This is a genomic window from Vibrio sp. ZOR0018 (assembly GCF_963865925.1).
GTDB lineage: Bacteria > Pseudomonadota > Gammaproteobacteria > Enterobacterales > Vibrionaceae > Vibrio > Vibrio anguillarum.
The window spans coordinates 133,500-149,053 of sequence record NZ_CAWMCN010000123.1 but is presented as its reverse complement, the minus strand read 5'-3'; the positions used below and the strand labels follow the sequence as shown (position 1 = coordinate 149,053).

At 44.1% G+C, this 15,554-nt stretch carries 15 protein-coding genes; 3 read left to right on the top strand and 12 right to left on the bottom strand.

What is annotated here, in order from left to right; translation table 11 throughout:
• Nucleotides 1–10: 10 nt before the first annotated feature.
• The 5 genes from AACR75_RS15050 to htpX all read right to left on the bottom strand — a co-directional run bounded on the left by AACR75_RS15050 (nucleotide 11) and on the right by htpX (nucleotide 4,283).
• A complete protein-coding gene (locus AACR75_RS15050) occupies nucleotides 11–751 on the bottom strand; it encodes a DUF1365 domain-containing protein (protein WP_047690805.1) in 741 nt (246 codons plus the stop codon).
• Entirely contained in the window at nucleotides 751–2,025 is a 1,275-nt protein-coding gene (locus tag AACR75_RS15045; RefSeq protein ID WP_047690803.1) for an NAD(P)/FAD-dependent oxidoreductase, read from the bottom strand. The genes AACR75_RS15050 and AACR75_RS15045 overlap by 1 nt, the downstream gene beginning before the upstream one ends.
• 30 nt (nucleotides 2,026–2,055) lie before the next feature.
• The gene (locus AACR75_RS15040; protein WP_017044604.1) at nucleotides 2,056–2,778 is read right to left on the bottom strand and encodes an SDR family NAD(P)-dependent oxidoreductase; all 723 of its coding nucleotides are present in this window, start codon (nucleotides 2,776–2,778) and stop codon (nucleotides 2,056–2,058) included.
• Complete coding sequence (locus AACR75_RS15035) at nucleotides 2,775–3,194, bottom strand: nuclear transport factor 2 family protein (RefSeq protein WP_026028585.1); 420 nt, start codon at nucleotides 3,192–3,194, stop codon at nucleotides 2,775–2,777. The genes AACR75_RS15040 and AACR75_RS15035 overlap by 4 nt, the downstream gene beginning before the upstream one ends.
• Nucleotides 3,195–3,419: 225 nt before the next feature.
• Nucleotides 3,420–4,283 (bottom strand): protease HtpX, encoded by an 864-nt coding sequence (gene htpX, locus AACR75_RS15030; protein ID WP_017044602.1) that lies wholly within the window; start codon nucleotides 4,281–4,283, stop codon nucleotides 3,420–3,422.
• 306 nt (nucleotides 4,284–4,589) lie between these two features.
• On the opposite strand from htpX, the gene AACR75_RS15025 reads away from it, so the two are divergent.
• Nucleotides 4,590–4,757 carry a hypothetical protein gene (locus AACR75_RS15025; RefSeq protein ID WP_017041998.1) on the top strand — a complete coding sequence of 56 codons (168 nt, stop codon included), beginning with the start codon at nucleotides 4,590–4,592 and terminating at the stop codon, nucleotides 4,755–4,757.
• Nucleotides 4,758–4,862: 105 nt separating this feature from the next.
• On the opposite strand, the gene AACR75_RS15020 is transcribed toward AACR75_RS15025, so the two are convergent.
• Both AACR75_RS15020 and lrp read right to left on the bottom strand, forming a co-directional pair.
• Nucleotides 4,863–7,748 carry a DNA translocase FtsK gene (locus AACR75_RS15020; RefSeq protein WP_017049915.1) on the bottom strand — a complete coding sequence of 962 codons (2,886 nt, stop codon included), beginning with the start codon at nucleotides 7,746–7,748 and terminating at the stop codon, nucleotides 4,863–4,865.
• A gap of 187 nt (nucleotides 7,749–7,935) precedes the next feature.
• Nucleotides 7,936–8,430, bottom strand: a complete 495-nt coding sequence (gene lrp, locus AACR75_RS15015) for a leucine-responsive transcriptional regulator Lrp (RefSeq protein ID WP_010317439.1) — start codon at nucleotides 8,428–8,430, stop codon at nucleotides 7,936–7,938.
• 156 nt (nucleotides 8,431–8,586) lie between these two features.
• On the opposite strand from lrp, the gene ald reads away from it, so the two are divergent.
• Nucleotides 8,587–9,711 carry an alanine dehydrogenase gene (gene ald, locus AACR75_RS15010; protein ID WP_013857172.1) on the top strand — a complete coding sequence of 375 codons (1,125 nt, stop codon included), beginning with the start codon at nucleotides 8,587–8,589 and terminating at the stop codon, nucleotides 9,709–9,711.
• 59 nt (nucleotides 9,712–9,770) lie between these two features.
• Here the strand turns inward: ald and AACR75_RS15005 are convergent, their stop codons facing one another.
• The gene (locus AACR75_RS15005) at nucleotides 9,771–10,967 is read right to left on the bottom strand and encodes a methyltransferase (protein WP_047690800.1); all 1,197 of its coding nucleotides are present in this window, start codon (nucleotides 10,965–10,967) and stop codon (nucleotides 9,771–9,773) included.
• Between the two features lie 79 nt (nucleotides 10,968–11,046).
• Nucleotides 11,047–12,021, bottom strand: a complete 975-nt coding sequence (gene cysB / locus AACR75_RS15000; protein ID WP_010317444.1) for an HTH-type transcriptional regulator CysB — start codon at nucleotides 12,019–12,021, stop codon at nucleotides 11,047–11,049.
• Nucleotides 12,022–12,320: 299 nt separating this feature from the next.
• On the opposite strand from cysB, the gene AACR75_RS14995 reads away from it, so the two are divergent.
• The gene (locus AACR75_RS14995) at nucleotides 12,321–13,085 is read left to right on the top strand and encodes a hypothetical protein (protein WP_013857174.1); all 765 of its coding nucleotides are present in this window, start codon (nucleotides 12,321–12,323) and stop codon (nucleotides 13,083–13,085) included.
• An 80-nt stretch (nucleotides 13,086–13,165) separates the two neighbouring features.
• Here the strand turns inward: AACR75_RS14995 and pyrF are convergent, their stop codons facing one another.
• The 3 genes from pyrF to AACR75_RS14980 form a co-directional block, all read right to left on the bottom strand.
• Complete coding sequence (gene pyrF / locus AACR75_RS14990) at nucleotides 13,166–13,861, bottom strand: orotidine-5'-phosphate decarboxylase (protein WP_038148378.1); 696 nt, start codon at nucleotides 13,859–13,861, stop codon at nucleotides 13,166–13,168.
• Nucleotides 13,862–13,948: 87 nt separating this feature from the next.
• Nucleotides 13,949–15,118 (bottom strand): lipopolysaccharide assembly protein LapB, encoded by a 1,170-nt coding sequence (lapB, locus tag AACR75_RS14985; RefSeq protein WP_047690798.1) that lies wholly within the window; start codon nucleotides 15,116–15,118, stop codon nucleotides 13,949–13,951.
• Nucleotides 15,119–15,137: 19 nt separating this feature from the next.
• Nucleotides 15,138–15,413 carry a LapA family protein gene (locus tag AACR75_RS14980; protein ID WP_017044598.1) on the bottom strand — a complete coding sequence of 92 codons (276 nt, stop codon included), beginning with the start codon at nucleotides 15,411–15,413 and terminating at the stop codon, nucleotides 15,138–15,140.
• Between the last annotated feature and the right edge of the window lie 141 nt (nucleotides 15,414–15,554).

Genomic DNA, 15,554 nt, shown 5'->3' with positions numbered 1-15,554 from the left:
TCTTGCGTATTTATGAATGTGGATTGGAGTAGAAAGGTGCTCCTTTAAGCCACAGCTTTAAAGCATGCCAGTAAATACCTATTGTCACTTTTACGGCCATCACGGGTGTTTTGATCAATAACTTGAGTAAATTTTTTGAATTAAATGGTTGTGCCTTCATCGATAAAGTCGCATCGAAAACTTTACCTTCTTTATGGCATTCCAAATGTACACTCAATGACGAACCAAGCGGCTTCAACTTCCAATGATATTGCTGATCAATAGGATTGAAGGGAGAAACATGAAACGCCTTTTGATGACGCCACTGTTGCTGCTCTTCTCCCGCTTGTGCTTTCACCGCGTAGTAGTGCCGTTGATTCCAAGGTGTATTACTCACTTCGGCCAGCAAGTATTGCCATTCACCTTGTTGATCATAAAGATAGTAGAAATTAACCGGGCTAAAATAGATTCCTAAATAACGAAGGTGACATACTGCCATCACCTTTCCAGAGCAGCGGTCACCCGTCAGCTCATGAACTTTATCTTGTATGCACTGTTTTAAATCCCCTTCACCAAGATAATCGGCTCTCTGAAAACGCGCCCAGTGCCACCATTTTTCGCCAAACCCCCAAACTGAATCACTCAGTTGCTCCAGTTCATCGAGATCAATACACGGCATAAACAATGGATAATTGAGCGCATGTTCAATCGGTGTAAAGCGTCGATGACGTACCATGCCAACCATCAAACAACTGTTGGGCTCAGTCTCCATCACGCCGCACCTTGTAACTGCTGCGCTTGCGCGTCAAGCTGTGTCACAACATCCAGCGCACTGGTCACGCCATCTTCATGAAAACCATTGCGCCAATAAGCGCCACAGTACCAAGTGTTATTCACACCGTTGACTTCAGGCTTGCGTTGCTGAGCCGCGATAGATTGCGTGGTAAATACCGGGTGGTGATAAGTAAACTGTCGTAAAACTTTCTCATCAGCAATGCGGTCACCGCTGTTGAGCGATACACAAAAAGTATGAGCGCCTTTAATATGCTGCAAGATATTCATATTGTAGGTCAGTGCTGGTAAACGCGACTCTTGATCTGGACTGCCATCAAGCCAATAGTTCCAAGCTGCCCAAGCGGCTTTTCGCTTAGGCAGCAGTGATGTGTCGGTATGTAGAGTGACTTCATTAGCTTGATAGTGCATTACACCGAGCACTTCTTGCTCAGCCTCTGTCGGTTGCTCTAACATACCTAATGCCTGATCGCTGTGACATGCAAAAATCACATGATCAAAGTGGTGTGATTGCCCATTAACAATGAGCTCGACACCTGCCGAGCCGCGTTTGACTTGTGTAACTGGGCTATCAAGATGAATCTTATCTTTAAAACCTTGCGTCAAGGGTTCGATGTACGCGCGCGATCCGCCTTCAACCACATACCATTGTGGTCGGTTAGTGATCTCTAGCAGGCCATGGTTGAGGAAGAAACGCAAAAAGAAACTTAACGGAAAAACCCGCATATCAGCCAAGGAAGATGACCAAATTGCCGCTCCCATCGGTAAAATATAATTTTCACAAAAATAGTCAGAAAATTGGTGCTCAAATAAGAAACCACCTAAGGTTTGCATTGATTGATGCGCTTGTTCTGCTTGCTGTTTCGCTAACCGATTGAAGCGAATGATTTCAAAAATAAAGCGATAAAAGACAGGGTTTAACCAGTTCCGCTTTTGTGCAAACAACGTAGTTGCGGTATGACCGTTATATTCCAGCCCATTCGCATCATTACGCACACTGAAGCTCATTTGAGTCGGAATGCCTTTTACGCCAATTTCATTCATCATTGCGATGAAATTTGGGTAGGTCCGGTCGTTGTACACGATAAAACCAGTATCAACTGCATGATTTTGACCATCGAGCTCAATATCGACGGTGGCGGTATGCCCACCAATGTAATGATTGGCTTCAAACACGGTAACATCATGATGTTTATGCAAATAATAACCGCATGTTAACCCGGAAATACCGCTACCAATAATGGCGATTTTCATACTCAATTCCTTTAATTACAAAACAGCTCGTTATTTAAGTAATGCCGCAACTAATTTGCCTTGCCATGAGTAAGGTAAGCTGCCAATCAAACGTAATAGGCTCGTAAAACGGGCCGGAAAATAGAGGGTGGTTTTGCCTTTTTCCAACCCACGGCGAATCGCCTGCGATGCATACTCGGCACTGACCATCATTGGCATCGAAAAACTATTTTTATCAGTCAAAGGCGTGGCAACAAACCCAGGATAGATCATCGTCACAGCAACACCTTGCGCTCGCCAATCTTGCATGAGCGAGCGTGCTAGGTAACTAACCGCCGCTTTAGAAGCGCCATAGGCTTCTGCTCTTGGCAGCGCGATTTCACTGGCGATGGAACCAACGATCGCCACACGGTGGTTAGCAACAAAGTGATGCTGTATCGCCTCAATGCAATGAGCTAAACCCAAAACGTTTACGTCAAACACACGCTTAAACCGAAGTGAATCCATTTGACCATGATCGATGTATTCGCAATCGCCAGCGTTGAGGATCCACAGTGAAGGAGTAAAAGGCAGTTGCGATAAAGCCGATTTCGTTTGCTCAAAATCGGTAATATCAAACGCAATACCTTGGATCTGCGGATACTCTTGATGCATTTGATTAAGCTTGGCTTGGTTACGCCCACAAGCAATAACTTGCCAACCCGTTTTTGCATAATCAACAGCTAGCTGATAACCAATACCAGAAGTGGCTCCCGTGATAAGTACACTCTTCATTGCCCTAACCTCTGTTTAATCGAACGAATAACACTTCCCAGCAGCGGAATGTGCTCATAGAGCATTTCTCCCAAGTCGAAGTAATCACGGTGATAAATAACTTGGTTGTCTTGAAACTTGAGATGGCTCATCCCTTGCACTTGTATAAGTTTTCCACGAGCTAGCCGAGGATGCTGCAAAGACATAGTCCATGTGAGAAAGCCGCAGTCACCGACTTGCTGGTGATCATGGATGGTAAAATCACAACGCTCTACGTTCTGATACAAACGAGCAAAATAATCCGATAGCGCACGCCAACCTTCTATTCGATGAGCGGCATCCTCAAAAAGGACATTGTCGTGATAAACCTGACGTAATAAAGGCAAGTTCTCTTTGTTGAGTTGACGATAAACTTGAGCAACCGATTCGACATCCATTGTACGTTTCCATAAGTTATACAAAAACTTCACATGTACAAAATAGTACAAGTCGCTTAGTTATACAAAATATTTCTTGTATAACTTTGTATCTTTTCAATGCATACGTGGTTGCAAGGAATTAAGATCAAAAAAGAAAATAAAGACCCAAATTCCAATAGTTACGACGATCAAAAAGGCCAGCGTAATTCGCTGGCCTTCTCTTTTTAGTTAGCTTAGATTAGATTAACTATTGCGCAAAGCGGCGATGCGTTTATCAAGCGGCGGGTGACTCATCAATAATTCCGTCATTGAACGTTTACCGTTGATACCAAAAGCCATCATGGAACCTTCTAATTGAGATTCTTGCCCCATTTTTAAACGCTCTAACGCCGCAATCATCTTGTGTTTACCCACAAGCTTTGCTGCACCTGCGTCGGCGTGGAATTCGCGATGACGGCTATACCACATCGTAATAAAGCTCGCGAGGAAGCCAAATACCAATTCCAGCACCATAGAGATGCCAAAATAAACCATCATATTGCTACCGCCACCCTCTTCTGAATCACGAGACGAGACGATGTTTGCGATAAAGCGCGATAAGAAAATAACGAAGGTGTTAACCACTCCTTGCATTAAAGTCATCGTAACCATATCGCCATTGGCAATGTGGCTCACTTCATGCGCCAATACCGCTTCGGCCTCGTCACGCGTCATGCTGTGCAATAGCCCCGTTGAAACAGCGACGAGAGAATCATCACGTTTAGCGCCGGTTGCAAAAGCGTTGATGTCTGGTGAATCATAAATTGCTACCGTTGGCATACCAATACCCGCTTGCTGAGCTTGACGACTTACAGTTTGCAATAACCAGTGCTCAGTTTCGTTACGTGGACTTTCAATCACCATTCCACCTACCGAGCGCAGAGCCATGCTCTTTGACATCAATAATGAAATAAATGAGCCGCCAAAACCAAACAACGCGGCCATGACGAGCAAGCCAGATAAACTGCCCGGCTGCATCCCCGTCACAGCATAAACAATATTTAATACAAGGCTAAGAACCAGAACCACCGCAAGGTTGGTTGCTAGAAATAACATGACTCGCTTCATTACTTATCTCCGAATGAAAATCTTATTATGAGTGTAGGCTGCAAGCGACGCTAGCATGAACCTACACAATTTTTCATATACATATAGTCTAAGATTTGAAAAACAAGGTTAAGCGATAAATTGAAACATTTAATGTCTGACGCCGAGTTTTCTAAAATCTGTTATTGAATAGCAAGATGGTTAACCTGCCCTTACAGCACGTGATGAGCAATTGAACGCATAAGACTTTGGTCGTATTGAGAGTCCCAGCTAAAGTGACTACATTGCATGGGAAACAGACATTTTCGACGGACAAAGGACAGCATCATGGCTGAAACGAGCAACTATCAAATGGCGATTGATTTACTGTGTTGCCACTTAGGTCTCTCTGAAGATGAAGCTAAACAACAATTGGGAATTGGCAGTACACCATCCGCGCAGCAGCAAATATCTGACACGCAACAAGCACTGATGGGGCTGATGCAAGAAAAATAGCCGTTAGCAAGGCTGGCGAGAGTTTATGCTAGCTAAATTGAAACAGCGCCGCTCATGGCATGATGGGTGGCGCTGTTTTGTTTGTGTTGCCTACAATGACCGTGATTAATCTCGCGGCGGCGCTGGCGATAGTACTTCGCGATTACCATTATGGCCGGGAGCGCTCACAATACCTTGTGCTTCCAGCTGCTCTACAATTCTTGCAGCGCGGTTGTAACCGATTTTAAATCGGCGTTGCACTCCTGAAACTGAACCTCGACGCGTTTCCACTACATGTTCAACCACTTGATCAAATAGCGGATCCACTTCTTCATCACTTTCCATCTTCTCACCGGGTAGCAAGGCTTCTGGTCCTTGGTCACCATAAGTGATCTCTTCTATGTAGTTCGGCTTACCGCGTGCTTTCCAGTTGTTTACCACCGCATGCACATCTTCATCCGAGGCAAACGCACCGTGAACCCGGATCGTGTGGCTAGAACCCGGTGGTAGATAGAGCATATCGCCCATACCGAGCAGTGATTCCGCACCACTTTGGTCCAAAATAGTTCTTGAGTCGGTTTTAGTCGAAACGGTAAACGCAACGCGCGTCGGAATATTCGCTTTGATTAAACCGGTGATCACATCAACCGATGGGCGCTGAGTGGCCAAAATAAGGTGAATACCCGCAGCACGAGCCTTTTGTGCCAAACGCGCGATCAACTCTTCTACTTTTTTACCCACCACCATCATCAGATCAGCAAATTCATCAACAACAACGACAATGTAAGGCAGTTTTTCCAGCAGTGGCGGTTCACTCTCCATACTGTCACCTTCTCTCCACAAGGGATCGTGGATAGGATGACCAGCAGCAGCGGCCATTTTTAGCTTATCATTGAAGCCTTTAATGTTACGCACACCAAGCACAGACATTAATTTATAACGACGTTCCATTTCACCCACACACCAACGTAAAGCATTTGATGCGTCTTTCATGTCAGTCACGACTTCAGCTAGCAGGTGAGGAATACCCTCGTAGATCGATAGCTCTAACATTTTCGGGTCAATCATAATAAAGCGAACGTCTTCTGGGCTCGCTTTATAAAGCATGCTGAGGATCATCACGTTGACCCCAACCGACTTACCTGAGCCTGTTGTACCAGCCACCAACACGTGCGGCATTTTGGCTAAATCCGCGACCAATGCTTCGCCTGCAATGTCTTGCCCTAAAACGATGGTCGTGGGTGATTTCGCTTCTTGGAATTGACGGCTTTTTATAACATCTGACAAATAGACGGTTTGACGACTCATGTTTGGCAGTTCAAGACCAACATAAGGTTTACCGGGGATCACTTCAACCACCCTCACCGCCATTGCCGATAAGGAACGCGCCAAATCCATCGATAGGCTAGAAATACGGCTCACTTTTACGCCTGGAGCTAAATCTAATTCAAAACGAGTGATAACCGGCCCCGGAAAGATATCAACCACTTGCGCTTGGATTTTGTAATCCGCGAGTTTAGATTCAACCAAACGAGCAACCTCCTCTAATGCCTCTCGGTCAATAAAGTGTTCACGCTTTTCTGGGTGATACAGAAGCTCTAACGTCGGTAGTGGCTCCGTCGGTTTAGGCAGGTTAGTTTCTTTTTGCATTAAAAATGGATTTTGCTTGGCCGCCATATTGGCCTGAGCCGAAGACACCATGTTCTGAAAAGCCGTCACATCGCTATCTTGCTGGCCTAACGGTGGCTCGTCATCTTCTGACATCACATCAAGATCAGCAGCCAACGCTTGATCTGATTCATCTTCATCCAGCACATCCAAATTGGAAATAACCGGTTCAACACGCGACACATCAAGATCAACTTCTGTCATCGTAAGCGACGGATCGCTCACCTCTTCGTCCTCTGCCCATGCATATTGCTGAGCTTCTTGACTGGCATCGAGGTCGGCACTGGCTAATGCTTGATGCTCATTAGCTCTTTCATCTACCCAGTCTGCCGATGAAAGAGCAAGGTCATCCTCTTCCAACGCAACAGATTCTAACTCTTCAATCGTTGCACTAAGCTGCTTGCTGCGATCAAATGGCGCTTCATCTGAGTGAGTTTCACTGAATTCAGGAGAAGTGTTAGCCTGAGTTTTGGCCGCTGGCATGTGAATATTAAAACGTCTTGGCGAGTGAGTCTGTTCCAGCTCTTCTTCAACCTCTACCGCAGGCGTGTATTGCTCGGCCCCAAACGCATCGAGGGCTGATTTGACATATTCTTCATTTGGCGAACTAGACTCAACAACGGCTAAGTCTGCGGATGATGATTCAAGCGGCGACAATTCCATTGGCGACAAAACGGGCGCAATATCTTCATCTTTCTCACCACGTAATCGATTGATCAACGCAACGCCAAGAGAAATACTCATCGTGCCTAACCATTCCACGATGCTTAGCCAGGAGATACCCGTTAGCAGCGTAAAACCAGCGCCCCATAAAAAGAGCAATACTAGGGTTGAGCCTAGTAAATTAAGCGTTGGCAGCGCCAAACTGGTTAAGACATCCCCAATCACACCACCAGATGAAAAATACCAAATATCGTCAAAGTTGATATCCGCAAGACCACAACTGGTCAAAATCAAGATGGTTAAGCCGAGTAAACGCGTTCCCCACAGCACAAAATCAAGGGGTTCATTCTCTTCTCTTTTACGCAGAAAAACCCATGCTAGCACAGTAATCATGAGCGGTATTGGGTAGGCCAGCGATCCAAAAATAAAGAACAAGGTATCGGCAATCCATGCGCCAATAATACCGCCTGCATTTTCAATATCGCCTCCCCACGCGGTTTGCGACCATGAAGGATCGGCGGGACTAAATGTTAATAAAGCGATGGAAAGAAGCACAGAGGCAAGCACAGCGACAATAAGCCCGCACTCTTTCAGACGTTGCGATCCATTGAGGCGTGAAGACTGAGGCTCTTCGCTGGTCTTAATAATGGTCTCAACTTTATTTTGGTTCTCTTTGAACATAAACCTAGATTCTGATTAACGCCAACACTCAAGGTTTATTGCGGCTTGATGCGTTGGTTTGGGTGAAAACAGTCCGAGCGGCAAAAGCCGCTCGGTTTGTTGTGTGATTTAACCACATCAAGGTTAAAAACCCAATTGGCGAACGTCAGAATGTGGAAAGAAGTACCACTATTCAGACAATCTGGCGTTATCGAGTTTTGATAACCAACTGGTTACTTTGCTTCACTTCTTCCATCACAACATAAGTGCGAGTGTCATTGACTCCGGGCAAACGCAATAGCGTATCACCCAACAATTTACGATACGCCCCCATGTCAGAGACTCGAGTTTTGAGAAGATAGTCAAAATCACCCGAAACAAGATGGCATTCTTGAATGTCATCCAGTTTTTGAACCGCAGTATTAAACTGTTCAAATACATCAGGTGCACCGCGATTCAATGTAATTTCCACAAATACCAACAGCGAAGCATCAAGATATTGTGGATTCAACAACGCGGTATAACCGGTAATGAAACCTTGACGCTCTAAACGACGTACACGCTCTAAACAGGGGGTTGGAGATAAACCCACTCGTTTTGATAATTCTACATTCGAAATACGACCATCTTTCTGCAATTCATTCAAAATATTGCGATCGATACGGTCTAAATCCTTGGACGGCCTTTTATAGTTGTCTGCCATTTTTTATTCCACCTTATTACTTCCTTGCAAAAATATATACTACAACTTTTTAATATTCAGTATCAAATTTTACACATTCACATCTATACTAGTCACAAATTCGAAACAACAACCCTACATATAGTTATAACAACCAAAAAAACCTAAGGAGTCAGGATGATCATTGGAGTTCCTAAAGAAATCAAAAACCACGAATATCGTGTGGGCATGATTCCCGCAAGCGTGCGCGAACTTGTCTCACACGGTCACCAAGTTTATGTTGAAACAAATGCCGGTTCCGGCATCGGCTTTTCAGACGATGATTACATCGCTGTAGGCGCATCCATTCTTCCTACTGCTTCTAACATTTTTGCGAAAGCAGAAATGATTGTTAAGGTCAAAGAACCTCAGGCTGCTGAACGAGCAATGCTCCGCGAAGGCCAAATTTTATTTACCTATTTACATCTAGCTCCAGATTTTCCACAAACTGAGGAGCTAATCAAGAGCAAAGCTGTCTGTATAGCCTACGAGACTGTAACAGATAATATGGGTCGCTTGCCACTATTAGCACCAATGTCTGAAGTCGCTGGTCGAATGTCTATTCAATCAGGTGCGCAGTGTTTAGAAAAATCACACGCGGGCTGTGGTTTGTTACTGGGTGGTGTACCCGGAGTCGCACCAGCAAAAGTGGTGGTGATTGGTGGCGGTGTCGTCGGTGCCAACGCAGCCAGAATTGCCGTCGGAATGCGTGCTGATGTGACGATTCTCGACCGAAGTGTTGATATGCTGCGTAAACTCGATGAAGAATTCCAAGGTCACGCTAAAGTCGTGTATTCAACAAAGGATGCGATTGAAAAATACGTCCTCGAAGCCGATTTAGTAATAGGCGCAGTACTGATCCCCGGAGCAGCAGCTCCTAAACTCGTAACTAAAGATCTGATTTCTAGAATGAAACCTGGCTCTGCGGTCGTTGATGTGGCAATTGACCAAGGCGGCTGCTTTGAAACCTCACATGCTACCACTCATGATGACCCGACCTATATCGTTGATGACGTCGTTCATTACTGCGTCGCAAACATGCCAGGCGCTGTGGCTCGCACATCAACTTTCGCCTTGAATAACGCTACGTTGCCTTATATTGTTAAACTGGCCAATAAAGGTTATCAACGTGCATTATTAGAGGATAAAGGATTCCTAGAAGGTTTAAACGTGATACACGGCAAAGTCACCTGTAAAGAGGTCGCCGAGAGTTTCAACCTTGAATATCTTGAGCCATCTGAAGCTATCGCTCTGTTTAACTAACGATAACAATTTGCGGTAAAGCTCTCAATTCTTAGCCAAGTGCATCATGCGCTTGGCTTTCATTTTTTAAAAGCGTGAACCAATATATTGCGTGGCGTTACTTTCCTAGCGCAAAACTGCTCAATCTGCACCTCATAGCCTTGCTCTTGAAGATAAAGTGCCTTATCCAATACCAACCAAAGCTCAATCATGCGGCGAAATGCCTGTTGCACTAAGCCTATCCTTTCCATCTGCCAAAAACGCTGCTCGCCTTTACGTTCATAAGCAGGCCAATCCACTTCTGGTAATGCGATGCCTTTTTGTGCCGCCGCCCAATAACAAAAAGCTAAAAATCCTTCGGCTAGTTGTGATTTTTTGAGGCTCGGAATTGGGCAATATTGATGGTGCCCAAGCTCAGATCTTAGCAACAAATCAAAACCCAAACGAAACGTCATTTCTTGCAAACGATGACGGCGAACCCGCTCTCCCCCCGTAACGGTTTCTTGCAGCGGAATACGCAGCTCTTCTTTGGACAAGGCAAGAGAAGAAGTACGACCGTAGCTGGACATGGGTTGGTAGCTATCGGCTTTGATTAAATGGTAGCAACATGGTGAAAACGTAATCGCAGGCAAGCGATGAGCAACAGAATATTCGAGTAGGCGAACATGGAGATCACCACAGGCATGTAAAGCGACGGCATGCTGATTGGTATTGAAAACGCCAAACGCTTGCGGCTCAAAAGCGTCCCCTTGAATAAATTGCATCGGAAGATCATGTTCATCGGCGCAAGCTTGTCCTGCATGACAGAGCTGCAACTGATATTCAAAACTAGTGACTTTTTGTTTTGACTGTGCTGCGATAATTCGACCTAAAAAGCCTTTACCCGCGCACCACTCTAGCCATTCCGTTCCTGAATGCCTAGAGAGGAGTGATTCGCTCATTAAACGAATTTGTTCTAGCTTTCTGCCAGGGATCCCCTGCTCTAAGTAAGGGCTGAGTGCTTGCTGAGTATTACGAGGGGCATCTTGAAGCCTAATCATGATATCCGCTTCTTTTAACCCCTCGATATACGGATGAAGTTGCTCAATGAGCGCTTGCGGCGATGACTTTAAGCTATCGATACTGTCCAAAGATAGCGTTTGCAACCACTGATCCAGCCTATGGTCTGAATGTTTCCAAGGTGAACTGTCTAAGCCACTATGATGAAAGGGCTCAAATCGCCAAAAACGTTGATTTTCAATTAAAAAAGCATCGATATGTTTGAAAAGCGCGCGCATACATCCCCCCTAGAAAGGCCAATTCTAGGAGGTGATGGTTTAATTAGGAAGTGTTTCGTTTTAAATGATCAAAATTTGCTTAACGAACTGGCAATTCAATGTCTTTAAACATCTCTTCTATTTCGATATTCGATTTTAACGAGGTAGCCCGTTCGACGACAGGGCGAGTAAGATGAGGCGCGAAACGTTCCATAAAGTCAAACATATAAGAGCGCAGGAATGTACCTCGGCGAAACCCAATGCTAGTCGTGCTCGCACCAAAAAGATGGCTGGCATCAATCGCGATAAGATCGGTGTCGCGTGATTTATCTATCGCCATACTTGCGATAACACCCACCCCAATTCCCATTCGGACATAAGTTTTTATCACATCCGCATCGGTGGCGGTGAAGACAACTCGCGGCGTTAACCCTACGCGATTAAATGCAGTGTCTAACTCTGAACGACCAGTAAAACCAAACACGTAAGTGACCAATGGATACGCGGCTAAATCCTCAATCGTTACCCGTTCTTTTTTTGCAAGAGCATGATCTTTAGGCACAACAATAGAACGGTTCCAATGATAACAAGGTAGCATGATGGCATCTTGGTACAGATGAAGCGCTTCTGTTGCTATCGCAAAATTAGCGGTGCCTTTTGCAACCGCTTCCGACATCTGACTTGGAGTGCCTTGGTGCATGTGTAGCGACACTTTCGGATAACGCGCAGTGAATCCTTTGATTACATCAGGTAACGCGTAGCGAGCTTGTGTATGAGTCGTTGAAATATTCAGCGTACCCATCTCAGGGTGCGTATGCTCCCCTGCCACGGCCTTAATGCTTTCCACACGTGAAAGGATCTCTTGTGAGATACGAATAATATCTTCACCTGCACCCGTGACTTGTGTCAGGTGCTTACCGCTACGCTCAAAAATTTGAATACCCAATTCATCTTCGAGTAAACGAACCTGTTTACTAATGCCTGGCTGAGAGGTATAAAGGCTTTCCGCAGTTGCTGAGACATTCAGGTTGTGATTAACCACTTCAACAATATATTTTAACTGCTGTAACTTCATTATTGGCCCCGTAATCCATTATCAAAGATCCAGATCTTTCAATCATAGTTTATAATTATTAGTTATAACGCTTAACACTCTCAATTCAAAGCTTGATGATTCAAGAGCGAAGAAAAAAGTAAGTATTTTGCGTAGCTGACTAAATTTTTGCCAACTATCGCCCAATCTAAGCAATAAAAGGCAGTTTTTAGGGGTCAAAACAGGAATAATAAAAATAGTCAATTTGAAGGTGTAGTGATAACTAAGGATCGTGTATTCTTAATTGCTAGCCACTGAATTCTAATAAAGATACGGATTATATGAATATAGGTTTAATCATTGCTCTTGTAGCAGTTTTGCTGGTGTTAGTCCTTGGCTATAACATCATGCTTCAATACAAAGTAAAGGTCGAGTCAGCTAAAAAGCAGGAGTCGACTCGATATATCGCCATTATTGATGCGACAGAAGACCTTATCGGCAACGCACACCACATGCCGTTTAGTAAAGAACTCTTAGTGTGTTTAAATACCCGTATCCTTGATGCCCTACTTAGTATGTATGAGCTTGACCCGAAAAATAAGCAGTTGGCACAACGCATTGAGCATATGAAAGGGCAAATTAAGCATTTACAAGAAAACCACCCAGGTGGTGATAGTACAACGTTTAAAGTACCCACCAGCGATAAACAAGCTTTGATTATGCTTAAACTAGTGAAACGTTTAAGAGACACGATTCGTAGTGAGCACAATAAAGGACGTTTTGAAACACAATCTTACGTCGCTGAAAATGCGCGTCTAGAAACAATACAAATTCGAATCAACATTGAAAATGTTGTTAAGCGGGCAAATGATTCGATCGTTCGTGGGCAACCCGGAACTGCGATTCAGCTATTGCGTAAAGGGATCGATGTTCTGAGCTCAAAAAATGATGCTTATTCCAATCAAGCTCGTGAAAAACTTCAGTCAATGTATGATGACTTAGAAAAACGACGCCAAACAAAAAGTGCAACGGATCTTCAACAAATTGAAGATAACGAGAGAAATAGTGATATGGAAGCACTGTTTGGTGAAAAGAAAAAATGGTAGCCCATTATTTTTGATTAGGAAGTATTTTTAAGGTCGCATAAGCGACCTTTTTCATACAACAACGTAAAGAAAACATTAATTTAAATTAACGTATCATTTATCGCTTTTAGGACTTCATCCGGTCTTGTTGCCTGAGTAATTGGGCGACCGATGACTAGATAATCTGAACCAGCTTTTATGGCCTCACTCGGAGTCATAATACGTCTTTGGTCTCCTGTTTCAGAACCAATAGGACGAATCCCTGGCGTAACTAATTTAAACTCTTGACCAAGATGGCTCTTAAGCATGTGCGCTTCTTGAGCTGAGCATACCACTCCATCTAACCCTGCATTTTGAGTTAGGCTAGCCAGACGCATTACATGCTCTTTAGGCGCAACATCGATGCCAATACCACGAAGATCAGGTTGTTCCATACTGGTTAGTACTGTGACAGCAATAAGTAGTGGTCTATCGTTACCATAAGGTTCAAGAATCTGGCGAGACGCCGACATCATTCTCTCCCCACCACTGGCATGAACATTCACCATCCATACGCCAAGCTCAGCCGCCGCACGTACGGCTTTAGAGCACGTGTTGGGAATATCATGAAACTTTAGGTCTAAGAATACCGAAAAACCTCTTTTGTGTAGCTCACGCACAAAATCGGGACCAAACAGGGTAAACATCTCCTTACCCACTTTTAATCGACAGCTGTTGGGGTCAATTTTATCAACAAAAGCTAACGCTTCCGCTTGTTGCTCATAATCCAACGCGACAATTACTCTCTGGTCTTTCATTTTCACTCCTAAAATAATTAAGCTAAAAAAATGCAGCTTTCATAAGCTGCAGTTTTCGAGTCGATCAGTAACTCCAGTACATGAACTCTATTCACCATCCAAACCACGGATAGGTTTAATTGAACCCCAATTCTTACATGATGGGCAGTGCCAGTAGAGAGAATGGGTTGAGAAACCACACTTTCTGCATCGGTAGTGAGGTTTTACTTTTAGTTGCTCACCTACCAATTTTTGCAAGGTCGACAAGCTCTCTTTCGCTCGACCTTCCTCTGCTTCGATGAGATGGTAGTCAATTAAACGGTAGAAGCCCTTCATGGTCGGATTTTTAACCAATTGCCGTGTCAAAAGTTCCTGTGCAGCTCCAGCACCATCATGTTGTGCCACCAACTGTGCGAGCATCAGTTCAGCTGACACTCCAGCTTCATTGATAATGCACTCGCGTAAAAACTCAACAAGTTCACCCTCTTTCCCAATATGGTGATAGCATTCAGCAAGCGTAGGCAATACCTCGCCGATAAAATCAATGTCCTGCTCCAAGACCATTTGCATATACTGGATTGTATGACGGTAGTCATCATTTTCAAGATACAGCTTACCTAAAGAGATCGTTGCGCGTACACACTTCGAATCTTCAGACAGCGCTTTTTTAAGATATTGAATCGCTTTGCTATCGCGTCCTTCAGCCTTCTCTTGCATTGCAAGTTCACACCAAAAATGGGCTATAACACTGTGCATCCTTTTTCTGCCTAATTTTACCAACGCATAAGCGTAATCGATAGCTTTATGCCACTCTCGAGTCTGTTGGTAAATAGAAACCAATTGTTGCAACGCCGCTTCTTTGTGTTCGGGCTCTTCAATCAGTTGTTCAAATATTTTTTCAGCGCGGTCGAGAAAGCCTGCCACCATATAATCTTTTGCTAATTGTTGTAAGGCGAGATTTTTTTGGTCAATAGTAAGACTTGAACGAGATATGAGATTTTGATGGATGCGGATAGCACGATCAACCTCTCCTCTTGAACGGAATAAGTTGCCCAGCGCTAAGTGGGTATCAATCGTTTCATTGTCTACTTGGAGTAGCTCGATAAAATGGTCAACGGCCTTATCTGATTGATCAGAAAGCAGTAAGTTAAGACCCGTCACATACTGACGAGAAATTTGGTGAGAGTGTTTCTGCTTATCTTGCTGAGCACTGCGATTTCCCATATACCAGCCGTAGGCGGCGGCAATAGGTAATAGCAAGAAGAGAATTTCTAACATCAAGTCAGCCTTTATTTCACTACGCTTTACTTGTTACAGAGCTATTCTCTGCTGTTTGCTTTTTCAGTTGCTTATTCAACTTTCTAACTTGCAACTGAGACTTGAAGTAGAAGCTACTGCCAAGCAAACAAGCAAGTAAAAAACCAGAGACAAAGACAGTGCCAAGTAAAGTAGACAGGTGAAATTCGCCTTGAGCGATCAAATAGTTAAATGTCACAACTGCTTGATTTTGAGCCCCTAATGCTAAAGCAATCAAAAAAAGTGCAAGAATTAGAACGATTTTTATAATTTTCATATGCCACTACCTATCCAGTATTGATCTGGTCTGATTATGCAGGAAAATGGCCTTACAAACCACGTCTATTATGGATTCCTTTCTTAAAAAAACGGCATACTTAAACTGTATGCCGTTTTTTAGAATACTCTCTAAATCGCT